The organism is Desulfosarcina variabilis str. Montpellier, from assembly GCF_048565275.1.
GTDB lineage: Bacteria > Desulfobacterota > Desulfobacteria > Desulfobacterales > Desulfosarcinaceae > Desulfosarcina > Desulfosarcina variabilis.
This window is the reverse complement of record NZ_CP159846.1, coordinates 5,388,626-5,406,727: the sequence shown is the minus strand read 5'-3', so window position 1 is coordinate 5,406,727 and position 18,102 is coordinate 5,388,626. Positions and strand designations below refer to the sequence as shown.

12 protein-coding genes and 3 riboswitches are annotated in these 18,102 nt (G+C 54.4%); all 12 genes read left to right on the top strand.

Going from position 1 to position 18,102, the window contains the following annotated elements; genetic code table 11:
• Nucleotides 1-60 precede the first annotated feature (60 nt).
• A complete protein-coding gene (locus Dvar_RS24400; protein ID WP_419655730.1) occupies nt 61-3,852 on the top strand; it encodes a cobaltochelatase subunit CobN in 3,792 nt (1,263 codons plus the stop codon).
• 327 nt (nt 3,853-4,179) lie between these two features.
• Nucleotides 4,180-4,587, top strand: a complete 408-nt coding sequence (locus Dvar_RS24395; RefSeq protein ID WP_419655729.1) for a cobaltochelatase subunit CobN — start codon at nt 4,180-4,182, stop codon at nt 4,585-4,587.
• Between the two features lie 12 nt (nt 4,588-4,599).
• Entirely contained in the window at nt 4,600-4,731 is a 132-nt protein-coding gene (locus tag Dvar_RS24390) for a hypothetical protein (RefSeq protein ID WP_419655728.1), read from the top strand.
• A 371-nt stretch (nt 4,732-5,102) separates the two neighbouring features.
• Nucleotides 5,103-6,113 (top strand): methyltransferase, encoded by a 1,011-nt coding sequence (locus tag Dvar_RS24385; protein WP_419655727.1) that lies wholly within the window; start codon nt 5,103-5,105, stop codon nt 6,111-6,113.
• Nucleotides 6,114-6,139: 26 nt separating this feature from the next.
• Nucleotides 6,140-6,796, top strand: coding sequence for a cobaltochelatase subunit CobN (locus Dvar_RS24380; RefSeq protein ID WP_419655726.1), 657 nt, complete (start codon nt 6,140-6,142; stop codon nt 6,794-6,796).
• Nucleotides 6,797-6,815: 19 nt separating this feature from the next.
• Nucleotides 6,816-7,547, top strand: a complete 732-nt coding sequence (locus Dvar_RS24375) for a carbon-nitrogen hydrolase family protein (protein WP_419655725.1) — start codon at nt 6,816-6,818, stop codon at nt 7,545-7,547.
• Nucleotides 7,548-7,739: 192 nt separating this feature from the next.
• Nucleotides 7,740-7,928, top strand: a riboswitch (cobalamin riboswitch).
• A gap of 141 nt (nt 7,929-8,069) precedes the next feature.
• The gene (locus tag Dvar_RS24370; protein ID WP_419655724.1) at nt 8,070-10,046 is read left to right on the top strand and encodes a TonB-dependent receptor plug domain-containing protein; all 1,977 of its coding nucleotides are present in this window, start codon (nt 8,070-8,072) and stop codon (nt 10,044-10,046) included.
• A gap of 56 nt (nt 10,047-10,102) precedes the next feature.
• Nucleotides 10,103-10,291, top strand: a riboswitch (cobalamin riboswitch).
• Nucleotides 10,292-10,399: 108 nt separating this feature from the next.
• Nucleotides 10,400-14,335, top strand: a complete 3,936-nt coding sequence (locus Dvar_RS24365) for a cobaltochelatase subunit CobN (protein ID WP_419655723.1) — start codon at nt 10,400-10,402, stop codon at nt 14,333-14,335.
• The gene (locus Dvar_RS24360; RefSeq protein WP_419655722.1) at nt 14,325-15,083 is read left to right on the top strand and encodes a DUF2162 family putative transporter; all 759 of its coding nucleotides are present in this window, start codon (nt 14,325-14,327) and stop codon (nt 15,081-15,083) included. The genes Dvar_RS24365 and Dvar_RS24360 overlap by 11 nt, the downstream gene beginning before the upstream one ends.
• Nucleotides 15,080-15,721 carry a MotA/TolQ/ExbB proton channel family protein gene (locus tag Dvar_RS24355; protein WP_419655721.1) on the top strand — a complete coding sequence of 214 codons (642 nt, stop codon included), beginning with the start codon at nt 15,080-15,082 and terminating at the stop codon, nt 15,719-15,721. Before Dvar_RS24360 ends, Dvar_RS24355 begins: the two co-directional genes overlap by 4 nt.
• Nucleotides 15,690-16,055, top strand: a complete 366-nt coding sequence (locus Dvar_RS24350; RefSeq protein ID WP_419655720.1) for a DUF2149 domain-containing protein — start codon at nt 15,690-15,692, stop codon at nt 16,053-16,055. Before Dvar_RS24355 ends, Dvar_RS24350 begins: the two co-directional genes overlap by 32 nt.
• Nucleotides 16,056-16,111: 56 nt before the next feature.
• Nucleotides 16,112-16,298: riboswitch (cobalamin riboswitch) on the top strand.
• Nucleotides 16,299-16,503: 205 nt separating this feature from the next.
• The gene (locus tag Dvar_RS24345) at nt 16,504-18,084 is read left to right on the top strand and encodes a carbon-nitrogen hydrolase family protein (protein WP_419655719.1); all 1,581 of its coding nucleotides are present in this window, start codon (nt 16,504-16,506) and stop codon (nt 18,082-18,084) included.
• The last annotated feature ends 18 nt before the right edge of the window (nt 18,085-18,102 follow it).

Below are 18,102 nucleotides of genomic sequence, written 5' to 3'. Positions count from 1 at the left end.
AACACCCGAGTATCGTTATTTTTACGAACTGCAATGAACCATAGCAAAAGGAGCATTACAATGAATATCGTCTATGTTCACGGCTACGTATTCAATATAAACACATGGTCCAGGGCCTGCGATCGGCTCGAGGCCGACGGCATTACCCTGCATCTTTTTTCCCAACAGCAATCGGCAGAGGACATCCTGGCGTATTTCGAGCAAGGTCCTGTGGACATTTTTATCGGCCACCTGTTTCATGATCTTCCCCTGCACGAAAAGCTTTTGGAAATTGCCGAAAAGGCCGCCGGCCGCATCGGTCTGGGCATGGACATGCCGCCCGGATTTTCCAGCTTCACGGCAGAACAGACGCTTCAATTCGAAACTTACATGAAAGGCGTTTCCGTCGATAACTATGTCAACGGGATTAAATTTCTCGCGGCCTGCAGTGGCCTGGAGATCGATTATGAGAAGCCTGAACCGGTCGAGACCAGCGGCATTTATCATCCGGATGCGCCTTCGTTTTATGACACCATAGAGGCGTATCGGGATTGGCGGGACGAGCAAATCGGCGATGGCCAGAGCCGACCCATTGTTGGCATCCTGTGTTACTACGGTCAAATCATGGAGAAAAACTGCGCCGAGGTCGATGCGGTGATCCACGCACTGGAGCGGTACGCTTTCATTCCCCTTTGCGTGTTCTGCGAAGGCGTGGCCGACAGCACGCTCCCGCTGGACAAACGCTACCCGTGGATCGACCTTTTTAAAAGCGTCGGTGACGATTTTGCCTTTGTGCTCAACCTCATGGCCGGCCGGCTGCTTTCAAGGGCTGAGGATACCCCGGTCCTTGAATCCTTGAACGTTCCCATCTTTCAACTGATCCGGCTGTACCACCAGACCCCGGAAGACTGGGACGCTGATCCCGGCGGACTGGGCCCCGGCTCCCACAGCATGGTTTATTCCCTGGCCCAACCGGAAATGTCCGGGGCCATCGAGCCGACCCTGGTGGCGGCATCGCTGCCCGAGACCGACGTGCGCAGCGGGCTCAACTACCGGCGCTATGTGCCCATGACCGAGCGCATCGACCATCTGTGCCGCCGGCTGACCCGCTGGCATCGTTTAAAGGAAATGCCGGTGGCCCAGCGACAGCTGACCATCGTTTTGAATAACAATCCCTGTAAGGGGGTGGAGGCCACTTTAGGCCTTGCCGCAGGGCTGGATACCTTCGAGAGTCTGGTCGCTTTCATGTCGGCCCTGAAGGCAGACGGTTACGATGTGAGGGATATACCGGACGACGGCGAGGCGCTTTTGAATATGTTTCTGGAGAAAAAGGCCATTTCCGAGTTTCGCTGGACCACGGTGGACGAAATCGTAAAAAAGGGTGGGGTGCTGCATCGCACCACGCAGGGCGAGTACGAGACATTTCTGGAAAATCTGCCGGCCCGGGCACGAACCCGCATTTTAGACGACTGGGGGCCGTTTCCCGGAGAAGGCATGGTTTACCAGGAGGACGGTGAATCGACCTTACTCGTGACCGGATTAACCTTCGGCAACATCAAGATTATCGTTCAGCCCAAACGGGGCTGCTACGGCGCCAAGTGCAACGGCGAGGTCTGCCGCATCCTCCACGACCCGGAATTGTCCCCGCCGCCCCACTGGCTGGCCACCTACCAGTATATCCGGGAAACGTCCGATGCGGTGATTCATTTCGGTACCCACGGCGCACTGGAGTTTTTGCCCGGAAAACGGGCGGCCCTGTCCAGCGCCTGTTTTCCCGAGGTCACCCTGGGCGATTTGCCCAACATATATCTCTATGTCATGGACGTTCCCGGTGACGGGCTGGTGGCCAAGCGCCGGGCCAGCGCCGAGATGGTCACCCACCTGACGCCGGTCCAGCGGCCGGCGGTACTGGATGATGAGATGACCGAGCTGGAGAATCTGCTGGGTCAGTACCGTAAGGCCGTGGAAAACGGCGAGCAGCAGCGGCAGACCGTGGTCTCAGAGACCATGCTGCCGCTGATGAAAAAACTCGGATTCGCTGACGAAACCGATGACGGCGAGAATTTCGCGGAAAAATCCGAATTGCTCTCACGCCAGATCGCCCGTTGCAAAAGAACGCTGGCACCCCAGGGCATGCATCTTCTGGGCACGGCGCCCGATTCCGAGGGGATCGCCACGATGCTGGCCACGATTCTGATCAAGCCTACCGACGAGCGTCCATCTCTGGATGAGATCGCTGGGTGGAGCGATGGCCAGGGTCAGGCCGAATCTTTCGATGGGGCCAGGGACGTGATCCAGTCGCTCCTGGACCCCGAGGCATCCACAAAGACGATCCATGCAGACGAGAAAATGGTTGCCAACCTCGGCACGTGGTGCCGGGACGTGGGCGGCCGCATTGCCATGAGTACGCGCGAGATTCCCCAGCTTTTACGTGCCCTGGACGGGCAGTTCATCGAGCCTGGGCTGTCCGGATCACTGGCCCTGGGCAAGACTCAGACCCTGCCTACGGGCCGCAATTTTTTCACCAGCGATGTATTGGCCATGCCCACCCGGGCCGCCTGGAAGGTGGGACGGCAGCTGGCCGACAACCTGTTGCGCAAGTATCTGGCCGAGGAGGGGACCTTTCCGGAAAGCGTGGGTGTCAGCCTGTGGAGCATCGATGCATTTAAATCGGACGGTGAGGTGTTTTGCCAGATTCTGTACCTGATGGGCATGGCGCCGCGATGGGGAACCAACGGCAGGATTGTGCGTGTGGAACCTATCGAATTGGACGATCTCACCATTGATCTTGACGACGGCCGGACCATCCCCCGGCCCCGGGTGGATGTGGTCATCCAGACCAGCAGCATCCTGCGGGACATGGTGCCGCATTTCGCTGATTTGCTTGACGAGGCCGCCTACACGGCCGGGCGCCTGGACGAACCCTATGAGCGCAACGCTATCCTCAAGCACACCCGGGAGCGCATGGACGAACTGCTCAAGGATGTGGGCAGCGACCTGTCCGAAAGCGAGATCCGGCGTATGGCCAGTTTCCGGGTGTTTTCGTCGGCGCCGGGCACGGCCGGCACCGGAGTGGGGCTGGCCATCGACGCGTCGGCCTGGGAAACCGATGACGATCTGGCCGAAACTTACATCAACTGGGCCGGGTACGCCTATGGCTCGGACCACGGCGGCAAACGATCGCGGGTGGCCGGCATGCAGGCCCACCAGATTTATGCCGACAACCTCAAGCGCCTAGATGTCTCCTACATGCGGCAATACTCGCCCGAATACGATCTGGTGGATTGCGGATGCTACACCGGTTTTCTGGGGGGCATGAGCGTGGCCGCCAAGGCGGTCAGCGGCAAACGGGCCAAGATTTACTGGGCCGACACCAATGCCCAGGGCGACCTGTCGGTGCGTGATCTCAAGGATGATATCGCCACATCGGTGCGTGCCAAACTGTTTAGCAAGAACTGGATCGAGAATCAGAAGGATCACGGGTACAAGGGCGCCGGCGGCGTATCGAGCCGGGTCAACAACCTGTTCAAGTGGAGCGCCACCACCCATCAGGTGGAAAAGTGGGTTTTCGACGAGGTGGTTCAAACCTACCTCCGCGACAAGGAAAACCTTGAGTGGCTGCGGCAGAACAACCCCTATGCCCTGGAGGAGATTACCCGGCGGCTGATGGAAGCCGAAAGCCGCGGATTGTGGGCCGCCGATGAGGACTTTTTGGCGGACGTTCAGGAGATCGCCCTGATGATCGAGGGTGACATGGAAGAGACCATGGGCGAGGTCACCGAAGAGTTCCAGGGTGCCAAGGTGGATGTGATGACCGACAAGGATGTGGAAAAATGGCAGCCCAAATGGAAAATCGATTCAATGCGGGCATGACGGTGATTGCTTCGACTCATGGAGAACAAATGAAGATTATATACATATGGGATACTCATGCCGGAGCGGGATAGAAATTCCCTTCCGATAAACGCCCTGATCGAGGCCATTGAAGCAAAAGGCATGAACACCCTTGCTTCATGCGATAACGGTCCACAGAACCCATGAGCATTGGAAAAACGACCTTGTCGGCCTCAATGCCATGGACATTATGGCAGGAATCATCTGGCCGGAATTTGAATGACAGATCATTACCATTGCGCTGTCCACCATCAGGATAAATGATGCGGCAAAACGCGTCGCGATGCCCATACCCGGACGCCCGGAATGAATTGCCGACATGGCCAGGCGTTGGATCACACTGAAAAGAACACCGGTTCAGCAGCTGACTATTACCAGCTCCTGGGCGGCATGAATGTCTGCGTGAAGGCCTATGGCGGGAAAGATCCGGTTTCCTTTATCGGTGACGCCTCCGATCCGAAACGGGTCAAAAACCGTCTGGTGGCGGAAGAGATGAGATATATTTATCGAAGCCGCGTCTTAAATCCGCGATTCATGGAAGGATTGAAACCCCATGGATATCGTGGTGCCCAGGAAATAACGAAAATCATCGAATATACTTTTGGTTGGGATGCTACCTCCGACGCGGCCGATGACTGGCAGTACCAGGCCTTTGCTGAGCATTTTCTCTTTGATGAAAAAAACAGACAGTGGATCGAAGAAAACAACCCTTAGGCCCTGCATGCAATGACCGAACGCCTTCTGGAAGCGCATGAGCGCGGATTCTGGGAGACGGATCAGGAAACGCTGCAAAAGCTGCGGGATATTTACCTTGAGGCGGAAAGCGAACTTGAAAGAATCGGAGATGACGATGCGTAACGGATAAACTGGGCGCAGCCATCCGTCTCTAATGTCCATCCAAAAATGCTCAATTAGCCCGACATTTTTGTTTCCCGAAAAAATTACCTGTTTCCACATGGAAACGATTTGCCAAAAGGATGGTATTGACAATATGGGTTTGTTTTTCTAAAAACTCAATTTGTTGATATGAGAAATTGTCCACAGGTGCTCTTGCTGGATTGAATGGGAAGGTCGTTGAAAAGGGAGTTGAACCAGAAAAACCTGACTGTGACGTAAGTTGTATAAAATGCCTAATAAGTAGAGCCATTTATAATGTTGTCAGTTTTACTGGGATAAATAATGGAAACCTCGTGCCCATAAAGGAAACGGGGTTTTTTTATGAGGAAACGATGAGACAATTGAAAGAGCAACTCCCTTTGATGAAGAACCCTGTACAAGAATCCCGTCTTACAAATCGTCGTTTTATGAAGTATCGGGTGTTTTTGACCGCTATCGAACTCAAACTGTTCGATAGGCTGACCACGCCACAGTCTGCCGCACTGCTGGCCAAACGCGCCGGGACCCATGCCGGGATGACCCAAAAACTGCTTGACGTGCTCGAGACCTTGGGCTTTGTCGTCAAAACTAACAAAGGCTATTGCAATACCGAGGAAACAACGGCCTTTTTTACAGCTGTAGACGACTATTTCCCCAGCGGTTCGTTGGACTACCTGAGGGGCAATGCCCAACTGTCTTCAGGGGCAACTGATCGCATCATCAATAGCCCGAAACTAGTTGAAAAGAAAGCACGCACCTATAAGCCAGAGATGACCCATACGATGGCCAACTCCCGTTTGGTGGGCCGGCTACAGGAGATGGTCAACCTTGTGACTGCGCTGCCCGGGTTCGACAACGCGCGCCGTTTGCTGGATATCGGCGGCGCCCACGGTCTGTTCGCCATCGCCATGTGCAAAGAGAATCCCCGTTTGTCGGCAGTGGTGTTCGATCAACCCGGGATGACCGATGTAACGGCCAAGTATATCGCCGCCTACGGTATGCCAAACAGAATCACCACGGCCGTCGGGCAGCAAGGCGTCGATCGTTTTGCCCACGGTTTCGATATTGTTTTCGAGTCCTTTATCTCTTTTGGCAATAAAACCCATCTGGTTAACTATTTTACCCGCATCCATGACGCCCTGGCGCCAGGTGGGCTGTTGGTCAGTGTGCGCAGCATGCTGGACCACAAGCGTCAAGGCCCGGTGGCCGCACTGTTATGGGATATGAAAAATGCCGTGAACGGTTCTGAGGAAATGTGCCATACCGCGTCCGAGCTATTCTCAATATTAGGTGAGGTCGGTTTTTCTCCTGTTCAGTGGCGAACCACCAAAAAGTACCAAATCATGGCGACCAAAAAATACTGATCGTCAAATGATGGTATTAACAATATTTGTATTTTCCAATCCTCAAGCGTCTGGACGTCTCCTACATGCGGCAATACTCGCCCGAATACGATCTGGTGGATTGTGGGTGCTACACCGGTTTTCTGGGCGGCATGAGCGTGGCCGCCAAGGCGGTCAGCGGCAAACGGGCCAAACTGTACTGGGCCGACACCAATGCCCAGGGCGACCTGTCCGTGCGTGATCTTAAAGACGACATTACCACATCGGTGCGCGCCAAGCTGTTCAACAAGAACTGGATCGAGAATCAGAAAGATCACGGCTACAAGGGCGCCGGCGGCGTATCGAGCCGGGTCAACAACCTGTTCAAGTGGAGTGCCACCACCCATCAGGTGGAAAAGTGGTTTTTCGACGAGGTGGTTCAAACCTACATCCGTGACAAGGAGAATCTCGAGTGGCTGCGGAAAAACAACCCATACGCCCTTGCGGAGATCACCCGGCGGCTGATGGAAGCCGAAAGCCGCGGCCTGTGGGCGGCCGATGACGAGCTTTTGGCGGACGTCCAGGAAATTGCCCTGATGATCGAAGGCGACATGGAAGAGGCCATGGGCGAGGTCACCGAGGCGTTCCAGGGCGCCAAGGTGGATGTGATGACCGCCAAGGATGTGGAGAAATGGCAGCCCAAATGGAAGATCGATTCACTTTAAAAAAGGAACGCAAAAAACCATGCGAATTGCTATTTTTCAAACTGCGGACAAGGGAGACGCCTCAAAAAATATCCAACATGTCCATGATGCCATCGTGCGCCAGCCGGCGGATTTTTTCGTCCTTCCTGAACTGTTTGCTATGCCGGGCGGCGATTATTTTCAGCACCAGGCGCTGGTGGATCATTGGCGCGAAACGGGCCAGCCGGCGCTGGAGATGCTCTGTGATGCCAGTGCTCATTTTGAGGGATTTATCATCGGGGGCAGCGTTCTTGAACGAACCCCCCAAGGGTTTTACAATACCTGTTTCGTTTTTCATCACGGTGATATGGTGGCCAAGTATCGAAAGATTCATATCACTCCGGATGAAGTGGACATGGGGATTCTGCCCGGTTCGGAAATTGTTTCGTTTCAGACACCTTTCGGACGGGCCGGACTTATGATCTGTGCCGATTGTCTTCATGAACAAACGACCGACCGGATCGCCTCTGGAAAAAAGATGGTTTTCCTGCCCACCGTTGCCTTGATCCAACCGCCGCATTCAGGCCCCTCCGGCCACCCCGTTTCCAAGCGTATTGCGGCGAAACATGGCGCAGTCGTCGTAAAAGTATCAAGAGTCGGTACCTACAACGGCAACCCAATCGCCGGGGAAAGTGCGGTTGTCTGTCCGGATCGCGTCTTGTTTGAAACCAAGGCAAAGGAAGAACTGGCCGTTGTCGACTGCTTAGCCTCACTGTTGCATAAGAAAGATTGAGAAAAATCAGAAATATCCTTTTCAACAGAGGATGACCATTTTGTTCTTGACTGCCAAAGCCTTTTTTATTTATGAAATTAGCATATCCTCGTAAAAGGTCGAAATGTTCAGTTTTCGACGGTTGTCCCATCTGAGACGAAAAGTTGGCAATTTGCAGAAAAAACAGCATGTTGGCGACTTTTTACGAGTTCATCAGAAATGTTTTGTTCAGGTGCTCAAAACGAGCTGAAAAGGGAACCCCGTTGAATTCGGGGACGGGCCCGCCGCTGTAATCGGGGACGACCGCCGCCACTTTGCCACTGACGATAGATATTGTTGGGAAGGCGCGGCCGGGAGGGTGATCCGAGAGTCAGAAGACCTGCCTGAACCAGATGGGGTTTTGTACACGAGGACGGTGTCAGGCCTATATCAACACACCGTGGGTAAAACAAGGGATATCCCCGGATCTATGCATTCATCGGTCCGGGGTTTTTTTTGTTCCTCCGGACAGTAATATGAGCTCAAACCAAAGGAGGAGTAGACATGGTGACGCGTTGTATCCGATTAGGCTTGGTGTTTTCAGTACTGATGACTGGCTTGGCCCTGGCCGACGAAGGGGAGAACCTCAGCGAAACCGCTTTTACATTGGAAAAGATGGTGGTCACTGCCGGGCGGGTGGAAGAAGAGCAGAAGACGCTGACCAATGATGTTACCATTATCGACAGCGAAGACATCGACCAGTCCCCCGCCAGGGATTTGGGAGAACTGCTGGCCGAGCAGGGATTTGCCGTCAGGCAATACCCGGGGGCACTCACCTCTGTCGGCATTCGCGGATTTCGTACCGACACCACTGGAAACGACCTGACCAGCAAGGTCCTGATTCTTTTGGATGGCCGACGTGCCGGGACCGGCAACGTGGCCAAGATCATGACCAAAAACGTTCAGCGCGTGGAAATTATTCGCGGGCCGGCTTCGGTACAGTATGGATCGGCCGCGGTGGGCGGCGTCATCAACGTCATTACCCGTCAAGGTGAGGGCCCCAACGCGGGCTTCGTAGAGGGGACGTTGGGCAGCTGGCGTTACGAGGAAGGCTCGCTTGGTATCCAAGGAGAAGGCAACGGATTGGATTTTTCCGTCGCAGGTTCCCGCGCAACCATGGAGGATTACCAGACGGCCGACGGCGAAACATACAAAAATACCGGTTTTGATGAAGAGGAAAGTATCAGTGTCAATGTGGGGTACCGTTTCAATCCCAACCACCGGTTGGGGATGATCTACACCAATTTCACGGTGGATGAAACCGGATCGCCTTCCTATCTCAGCCAGAACGATTTGGACAGCTACCTGGACAAATCCAACTACACGGTGGACGCCATCTATGACGGAGAGACTGCAAAAGAGCGTTTTTCATGGAAGCTGCGCTATTTTGCGGGTAAGGACAAAGATAAATATACTTCTCCGGCATGGTCTTATATCAACGACACGATCACCGAACGTAAGGGCGCCCAGGCTCAGCTGTCGGCCGACCTGGATTTCGTCACGATCACCGGTGGCGTGGACTGGGTGAATTACGACATCGAGTCGACGGCGACACCCGAACTGTCCACTTACGACAATCCGGCCGGTTTTCTGCTGGCCAAGGGACTATTGCTGGACGAGCGCTTGATCATCTCGGCAGGCGGGCGTTACGACAGCTATGAGGTGCAGATCAAGAGGGGACAGGGCGGAAAAGAGGAAGATAGCCATTTCTCACCCAATTTAGGGCTGGCCTATCTGATTACCGAATCGTTAAAGGTCAGGGCCAACTACGGCCAGGCTTTTGTGATGCCCGGCGCCAATCAGCTGGCGGCGGATTACATTGACGTCTTTACCGGTGCCCAAATCCAAGGCAATCCAAATCTTTCGCCCGAAGAGAGTTCAACCTGGGAGGGCGGTATCGATTTTTACAACAGTGGCGTTTCCGTCAGTGCGACTTATTTTTATACCGATTATAAAGACAAGATCGAATACGTTTCCCTTCCGGGGGGGATCAGTTCCTGGGACAACCTGGGTGAGGCTACCATCGCCGGCATCGAGGGTGAGCTCAATATCGACGTTGGCGCAATATACAATTGGGAATTTCAACTGCGTCCGTATATCCGGTTTACCTACCTGACCCAATACGAGGATGATACGACTGGAGAAGACCTCAAATACACGCCGGATTGGAACGCTTCCTATGGGATCGACTTCACCAACTGGAAGGGGGTGAGTGTGAACTTCAACATTGCTTATACCGGACAGCAGTCGGTAGAAGACTGGGAGAATCAGGTTTGGCCCAATGATCCGGAAATCATTACCCTCGGTTCTGCAACCGTGGGCAGCCTGACGATCTCGAAGACCCTTCTCACTTCCGACCGGTGGGGATCGCTTACTCTCAAAGGAAACATCTCCAACCTATTCAACCAGGACTATGCCTACATCAGTGGATACCCCATGCCCGGACGGAGTTTTTATTTGGGATTGCGTTATGACATTTGATTGAGACACAAATCCTTAATTTTTCCTTGACCCCCAGCACAATTTTGTCTATTCAACGATGTTGTATTTATTCAGGTGCTCATAATGAACTGAAAAGGGAACCCCGTTAAAATCGGGGACGGGCCCGCCGCTGTAATCGGGGACGACCGCCGCCACTTTGCCACTGACGATAGATATTGTTGGGAAGGCGCGGCCGGGAGGGTGATCCGAGAGTCAGAAGACCTGCCTGAATGGAGTTTGGTTGGGTGCACGAGGACGGTGTAAAACCGATATAGAAATGCCGTGGGTATAAAAAGGGATATCCCCGGATCGAAGAATATCGATCCGGGGATTTTTATTTTCAGGGAGGACCGATGCACAGGTACTGGCGCCGTTTAAGTGAATATTGGTTGTGGATCATGCTGATGATACTGGTGCCGGCGGCATCCGCCCACGCTGGGCAGGTGGCGATTTTAGAAGTCGATATCAACAGTTATCAGGTTAACCAGGCCATACACAGACTCGATCTGCCCCAATCGATTCAAACCCGCTTTTTCACCCTGGCCGATCTGAATGCAGATGAGGCCGCCAAGGCATTTATTACCGGTGCGGACGTGGTTTTTGTCCATGTGATGATGTCGGCGCTGGCCAACTATATGGTCGATGAAGGTCTCATGGAAGGGCGCGTGGTATATGCGCTGAACGCGGCCGGCGACCCGGAAGACCTGTCCAGGAAAGGTTTTCGGTTTGATGAAACCATAATGGCGTACTACCACCATCAGAGTGTGGCCAACCTGGTCAGCATGGTGCGGCTGGGTGTCAAGCGGCACATCGATCCGGACGTCTCGGTAAGTCCCTTGGTAAAGCTGCCCGAGACCTGTATCCACCATCCAGACGCGGACCAGCCTTTCAACAACATCAACGATTATCAGCGCTGGCTCGAGGCACGCGACGGCTTCGATGCCGGCCATCCCCGGGTGGGCATCATGTGTTATGCCAACACCCTTAAGGAAGGACAGGTGGAGGCAATCGACGACCTGATCCGCCAGTTGGAAGGCGCCGGGTTTAGCGTGGTGCCCTGTTTCGGTCCGGTCCGGCTGGTTTTTGATAAATATTTGAAACCGGTTGACGGAAAATCCCCAGTGGACATGCTGCTGGCCTTTAGCATGAAGTTCGAATCCGGCATCAACGACGGGATCCGTGAGGCGCTGGCAAGGCTGGATATACCGGTTTTCAATGTCATCCGGCCCTTTGCTGAAACCACCGATGCGTGGCGCGAAAGCGATGTCGGTCTGGGGACCATGGAAACGGCCTGGGCCGTGGCCACGCCCGAGTTGTCCGGCAGTATCGAGCCGACGGTGCTGATCGGAAAAAAGGCCATCGTCGACCCTGAGATCGGGCGACGGCTTTTTGTTTACGAAACCATCCAGGAATCCATCGACTTCCTCATCCCGCGTCTGAAGAAGTGGGCCGTGCTGCAGAAAAAGGCCAATGCCGAGAAAAAGGTGGCCATCATTTACTACAACCACAGCCAGGGCAAACAGAATATCGCCGCGGCTTATCTCAATGTTTTCAGAAGTCTTGAGCAAATTCTGGCGCGCATGCAAAAAGAAGGCTATCGTATTGACGGCGCCGATACGCTAACCGAGAAAAAAATCCAGGATCTGGTGCTCACATCCGGCCGCAATATCGGCTCATGGGCACCGGGCGAACTGGATGCGCTGCTGGCGGCCGGCGAGGCCCAAAGCGTAAGCCTAAAGGAATATCAGACCTGGTTCGATGAACTGCCCGATGCCTTTAAAAAGCCGGTTGTCGACCAGTGGGGCGATCCGGTCGATTCAGCGATCATGACCAAGGGCGGCCGGCTGGTTTTTCCCATGGTTCGCCTGGGCAACGTGGTGCTTTTGCCCGAGCCGGCCCGGGGCTGGACCGATGATCCCATGAAGCTCTACCACGACACCACGCTTTATCCCCATCATCAATACATTGCCGCCTATCTCTGGCTGTCAAAAAAATTTTCGGCCGATGCCATGGTGCATTTGGGCACCCATGCTACCTACGAATGGTTGCCGGGCAAGCAGGCCGGTCTTGCACCCTGGGATCCGCCGGAGATCATGACCGGCAGCATTCCCAATGTTTATCCGTATATCGTGGATGATGTGGGTGAGGGGATCGAGGCTAAACGGCGCGGCCGGGGGGTGATGATTGACCATTTGACCCCGCCTATGAAAGAGGCTGACCTATACAGCGAATACAAAAAAATCCATGAGCTGTTTCACCAGTATGAAATCGCCCATAAAAACGGCAGTGAAACCGCCGCCGAATATATGCGATCGATCCACGCGCTGGTCAATGAAACCGGTATCGCCAATGATCTTGGCATTACCGAGATGACCGATGAAGCCATGGAGAAGATTCATCTTTACCTTCACGAGATCGATACCAATTCGCTGCCTTACGGTTTGCACACCTTCGGCAAACCTTACGATGACGATGCGGCCCAATCCACACTCGAGCTGATCGAAAAGCAGAACCCCAAGGCGGACCCAAAGCAGATCAAGCAAGATCTTATCGGCTCGGCCGGGTTTGAAATGGATCGGTTCATTGGTGCCCTTGCTGGCCGCTACGTTCCGGCTGGAGAAGGCAATGATCCCTTACGCAATCTCGCGGCCATTCCCACGGGCAGGAATTTTTACGGGTTTTCTCCGGCCAAGGTGCCGTCCAGGGCCGCCTGGGAGATCGGCAAGCGGGCTGCTGAGCAGATGATCCAGGCCAAGCTGGAAAAAGAGGGACGCTATCCCCAGAAGGTGGGTGTGGTGCTCTGGGCCACGGAAACCACGCGCAACGAAGGGGTCAACGAAAGCACGATTTTATCGCTGATGGGCGTCGAACCGGTCTGGGACAAAAGCGAGCGGGTGACCGGCTGCAGGGTGATTCCAGGCAGAAGCTTGGGGCGTCCGCGCATCGATGTACTGATCAATCCGTCCGGGCTGTATCGGGACATGTTCCCGGAAAAGCTGGTCTTTCTGGACAAGGCCGTGCAAAAAGCCATGGCCCAGACCGACATTGAGAATTTTCTGGCCGGCAATAAACGGCGCATCAAAGATGCCCTGGTCGCCTCGGGTATGGACCCTGCTGAGGCTGACACCCAATCGCGTTTCCGGATTTTTACTGAAAAGCCCGGTTCTTACGGCAATGGAGTCGAGGAAATGGTTGGTGCGTCAGGGCTGTGGGAAGCGGACGATGCCATCAGCAATGTTTATCTCAACCGCGCTCAGTTTGCCGTGGGCCAGGGGCGCTGGGCCGTGCCGGTAAAGTCGGCCTTTAAGGAAAACCTGCGCGATGTGGATGTGGCCGTGCACTCCCGTTCTACCAACGTGATCGGCATCATCGATACGGACGATTTTTTCATGTACCTGGGCGGAATGAGCCTGGCGGTGAAAAATGTCAGGGGCACGGCGCCCGACACCATGGTGACCATGCACCGCAAGAAGGACGAGCTGATGGTGGAAGATGTCGAGAAAACCATCGGCCGCGAGATGCGCACCCGCTATCTCAATCCTCAGTGGATCGAGGGTATGCAACGCGACAACTATGGCGGTGCGCGCCAGATGGCGGACTTTGCCGAAAACCTCTGGGGTTGGCAGGTGACCGTGCCGACGGCTGTGGATGCGGACAAATGGCAGCAGGTATTCGAGGTTTACGTGGAAGACAAATACGGCATGGAACTGGACGAATTCTTCAATCAGCATAATCCCTGGGCCTATCAGTCCATGACCGCCCGTATGCTGGAAACCGTGCGCAAAGGGTACTGGCAGCCCGAAGAAACGGTGACCCGCAAGCTGGCCGCCGAATACGCCGTTAACGTGGTGGAAAAAGGCGTGGCCTGCTGCGATCATACCTGCAACAACCCCATGCTCAACCAGATGGTGGTCAACCTGATTTCCCTGCCCGGTGTCCTGTCGCCAGAAATGGTGGAAAAATTCAAGCTGGCCATCGAACAGATGGCCGCCAAAAAACTGGAACAACAGACCAGCGATCGGAAAGTCCTGCTCGAAAAATTGAAAGAAAGCCCGGGCCGTGAAAAAGCGGCCGATCAGGGCAAGGCCGGTAAGGAGAAAAACAGCGCCGAGGGAAAAGACGGACCGGCCAAGGCTGAAACCGTTGAAGGATACAAAATGGAAGACGTCAAGACCCAGGATGAGACCACCGACCTGACATCATCGGGGGTTCAGTGGGTCGCGTCGGTGTTTGTACTTTTTATTATCGGGTTGTTTGTGTGGGGGGTGAGGAGGAAAGGTGCTCTATAAAAGTCTCATATTAGGCGTATTGTTCAGCATCGGTATCTTTGCCGTTAAAAGCGGGGTAGGGATTGCCTATGTGGCCGGGCAGAAGAAAAGAGCACGGGAGATCCTTTGGGTTGTCTTGCTTTACGCCCTGGCCTATGGCGTTGTTTTCGGCATTGCCGCGCGCTTTCTGCCCCGTATTGATCCGGTTCGCCACCTGGCCGCCATTCAGGCCTTTATTGGGTCCGGGATGATCGTTCATCTGGCCCTGGCCGCGGTGATGCTGGTCTGGGGGGTGGTATTGCTCAAAGGTGACAAACCATCGTCGGTCATCGATTCGGGCCGCAGCCGGGCCTGGCTGATTCTGGCGCTGCCCTGCCCGGTGTGCATAACGGTGATCCTGATCTCATCGGCTTTTCTGATCACCTGTTTTCCGGATCATCCGAAGATTATCGTATTTAGCCTTTACCTGGCCTTTCTCGTTGTGGGCCTTGCCAGCATGGTGCTGGTCAGCCGCTTCCAAGCGTGGGCAATGGTGTCCTCCGAGGCTTTTCTGGGTTCAGCCATGCTGCTGGTGGCAACCTATTTTCTGGTGTCGGTGACGGTCATGCCCCAATTTGGCGATCTGGATAAGGTTTATCGCCTGGCCTGCTGTCCGGGTGAGGAACCGTCAACGCGCCTATCCCATCTGATGGGGATGGTCGCTGTCGCTGCCCTGACCTTTGGTGCCGGTTTCGGGGTAACAATAAAAAAGATAAGGAGACTGACATGATTGACCTGGGCGCCCTGCTCAAAACCTTTATCTACCTGATTTCCTCTTCTCTGCTTTATCCGGTGCTGTTGTTGCTCGTGGTGTTGACGCTGGTGATCATCGTCTATGGCGGATCTTTTTTTGCCGAATGGCTGTCCCGCATCCGCCTGAAAGATGCCTCCCCGATAGCGCTTCCGGCGCTTCTTAAATCAGGCGCATGCAAAGACGTTGTTTCCCATCGCGTTAACCGATATCTCGGGGATCTGAAGCAAGCCAGAACAAAAGATGATGATACCGATACGATCGTGGAGAACCTGTTGCAGGAGACCTCCCTGAGACTCTGGAGATCCATGGACCGCCTGAGGATTCTGGTCCGGGCGGCGCCGTCCCTGGGCCTGATCGGGACCCTGATTCCCATGGGTACGGGGCTGGCCGCGTTGGGGCAGGGCGATATGACCAAACTGACCACGGATCTGGTGATTGCTTTTACGACGACGGTTGTCGGCCTGGCCATCGGTACCCTGGCTTTTTTCATCTACACGATCAGGCGACGCTGGATCGAAGAGGATGTAAAAAACATGGAGCTGGCCACCGAGCTGATCATGAACGACCAAAAACGAGGCGGGTATGAAATACTTAAAACAGCGGCGAATGAGTAATCGCAGCAAGGGGTTTGGCGATCCGGCCTTCCGGGACGATGATCCCATGACCGGCGTGGCCAACCTGTTTGACATCGGCCTGGTTTTTATCGTGGGGCTGCTGATGACGCTTTTCAGTGCCTATCGGCTTCAGGATTTGTTTGATCAGACCTCTCAGATGACCATCATGAAGCAAAAGGCATCCGGTGAAATGGAAATCATCACCAAGCAAGGTACAAAAATCAAGGCCACCCGCATAAGCGGAGAAAAGGCCAAGGGCATGGGTGCGCGTCTGGGGGTGGCCTACCGGCTGGAGGATGGCGCCATGGTTTACGTGCCGGATAATAAAAACTAAGGCGAACGGTTTTATATTTTCCTTGACCGCTGATGCCATTTTGGCTTAGACAAAAAACTTTACATTTGTGTCCAGGTGCTCATTTGAGCTTAAAAGGGAACTCCGTTGAAATCGGAGACAGGCCCGCTGCTGTGATCGGGGACGAAATCCGTAATACACCACTGTTTGACTGATAAAATGGGAAGGTGCGGAGAGTAGAGTGATCCGAAAGTCAGAAGACCTGCCGGATCAGCATCGCAGATCATCCACGAAACAGGGTGCAAGCGAATGATTTTTGAGGATAAAAAAGGGATATCCCCGGATCGAGAGGTGTGTCGGTTCGGGGTTTTTTATTCAACGTTCGGATTCAATTTCTTCACCCTTAACAGGAGCCGTTGTGAAAGGTAGAACACAAACTGTTGGCGTCCGCACACTCCTGATGGTTTTAATTTTTTTATTTGGCGGGACAATGGTCCAAGGATGCGCCAACCGTCTTTTTACCATGGTGGATCAAGCGTCTGACCAGCAACCGGCCAGCATGAAACTGGCTCTGATTCATTTTGCCGCAGACCATAAAAAGCCTCATCAGAATCTCGCCGCGTTGGTCAGTCTGAATCGTCAGGCTGCGGAATCCGGCGCGTCACTGATCCTCAACACCGAAATGGCCGTGAGTGGCTACTCGTTTAAATCCCGTCAGGATATCGCCCCGTATGCGGAAACCGACCAGGGGCCGACCATCCGTGCCATGAGCGAGGTGGCCGCCAACTACAATGTGTATATCGGCATCGCTTTTGCCGAGCGTGATCCAGCCACGGATATCTTCTATAATGCCGCGGTCCTTTTGGGGCCCGACGGTCAGCCAATCACCAAATATCGAAAAATACTCGCCGAAAGACGCTGGGCCCGGGCAGGCAGCCCAGTTCAGCAGGGCATGGCCGATACCCCTTGGGGACGGGTCGGGATTGCCATTTGTGCGGACAGTTACAGCGGTCTGATCACCCGGACCATGGCCCTAAAATCCGTGGATCTGCTTTGGGTGCCGGCCAACTGGCCGGCAGTGGGCGGACTTGACCCGATGACGGTCTGGCGGGCCAGGGTGCTTGAAAACGGCTTTTACCTGGCGGCTTGTAACCGGACCGGCAAGGACCTGACCATGGATTGTACCCAGGCCGTATCCTGTGTGCTGGATCCAATGGGACGGGCCATATTTGCAGGGGCTCACGAGACCTCCCGGGTGTTTATGGCCGATATCCCTCTGGATGCATACGGCAAATGGGCTGATGTACAACGTGTTTCAAGAATGCAGAAGAGAGATTTGGGCTACTACCGGCCGATTTATCTCCAGCCCTGGATGGCGGACTTTACCGGCTTTCATCATCTTCCCGAACCGGGGCTTTTGCATATCCATTGTCTTGTACCAACAGACGAAGGGCTGACACCTGACACGCTTTCTTCACAGATTGAAACACATACGCAAAAGCGACCGGCCCTGTGGGTGCTGCCGACCATCAATGAGAACGATGCGGATGAGGCGCAGCTGACAGCCATTGCTGAACAATACCATGTGGCCATGGCAACCGTTTTTAGCCGATCGACCGGCTTGTCGCAGCGGGTGTTGATCACCGCTGATGGGGTGCGCTCGTTCATGCATGATGTTGCCGAGACACAAACCAGCGCCAAGGAATTCCCCTTCAAGATCCAGCATGTCGGACCGGCGGCCATTGCCATGGCACCGGTGGACGCATTCGCACATCCGGAGCTGGCCGTCACGCTTTCCAAACTGGGCAGTGATTTGGTGGTCGTTTGCGGTGATGACATAAGTGACAATGATTATCTGCTCAGCCGAATCAAGGCCCTGGCCGGTATCGCCGTGGTGGCCGGTTCGAACAAAGGTGCGCAGATCACCGGGGTGCACGATCACCATTTTAACTGGGAACATGAAGAATTGAACCATCCCGGTGTGTTGTCATATGTGCTGGATACCACCAAAACGCGTAAAAAGATGTTTCATGAGAATATTGATTATGACGTGCTGCTTACAAAACCCTGATGCTGCCGTATCGAAAAA

What these genes read in the sequence shown, in the direction of transcription:
- Dvar_RS24375 (WP_419655725.1), top strand. Translation starts at nt 6,816, where the DNA reads ATGCGAATTGCTATTTTTCAAACTGCGGACAAGGGAGACGCCTCAAAA.
- Dvar_RS24350 (WP_419655720.1), top strand. Translation starts at nt 15,690, where the DNA reads ATGAAATACTTAAAACAGCGGCGAATGAGTAATCGCAGCAAGGGGTTT.
- Dvar_RS24385 (WP_419655727.1), top strand. Translation starts at nt 5,103, where the DNA reads ATGAGACAATTGAAAGAGCAACTCCCTTTGATGAAGAACCCTGTACAA.
- Dvar_RS24355 (WP_419655721.1), top strand. Translation starts at nt 15,080, where the DNA reads ATGATTGACCTGGGCGCCCTGCTCAAAACCTTTATCTACCTGATTTCC.
- Dvar_RS24365 (WP_419655723.1), top strand. Translation starts at nt 10,400, where the DNA reads ATGCACAGGTACTGGCGCCGTTTAAGTGAATATTGGTTGTGGATCATG.
- Dvar_RS24395 (WP_419655729.1), top strand. Translation starts at nt 4,180, where the DNA reads ATGAATTGCCGACATGGCCAGGCGTTGGATCACACTGAAAAGAACACC.
- Dvar_RS24370 (WP_419655724.1), top strand. Translation starts at nt 8,070, where the DNA reads ATGGTGACGCGTTGTATCCGATTAGGCTTGGTGTTTTCAGTACTGATG.
- Dvar_RS24390 (WP_419655728.1), top strand. Translation starts at nt 4,600, where the DNA reads ATGACCGAACGCCTTCTGGAAGCGCATGAGCGCGGATTCTGGGAGACG.
- Dvar_RS24400 (WP_419655730.1), top strand. Translation starts at nt 61, where the DNA reads ATGAATATCGTCTATGTTCACGGCTACGTATTCAATATAAACACATGG.
- Dvar_RS24345 (WP_419655719.1), top strand. Translation starts at nt 16,504, where the DNA reads ATGGTCCAAGGATGCGCCAACCGTCTTTTTACCATGGTGGATCAAGCG.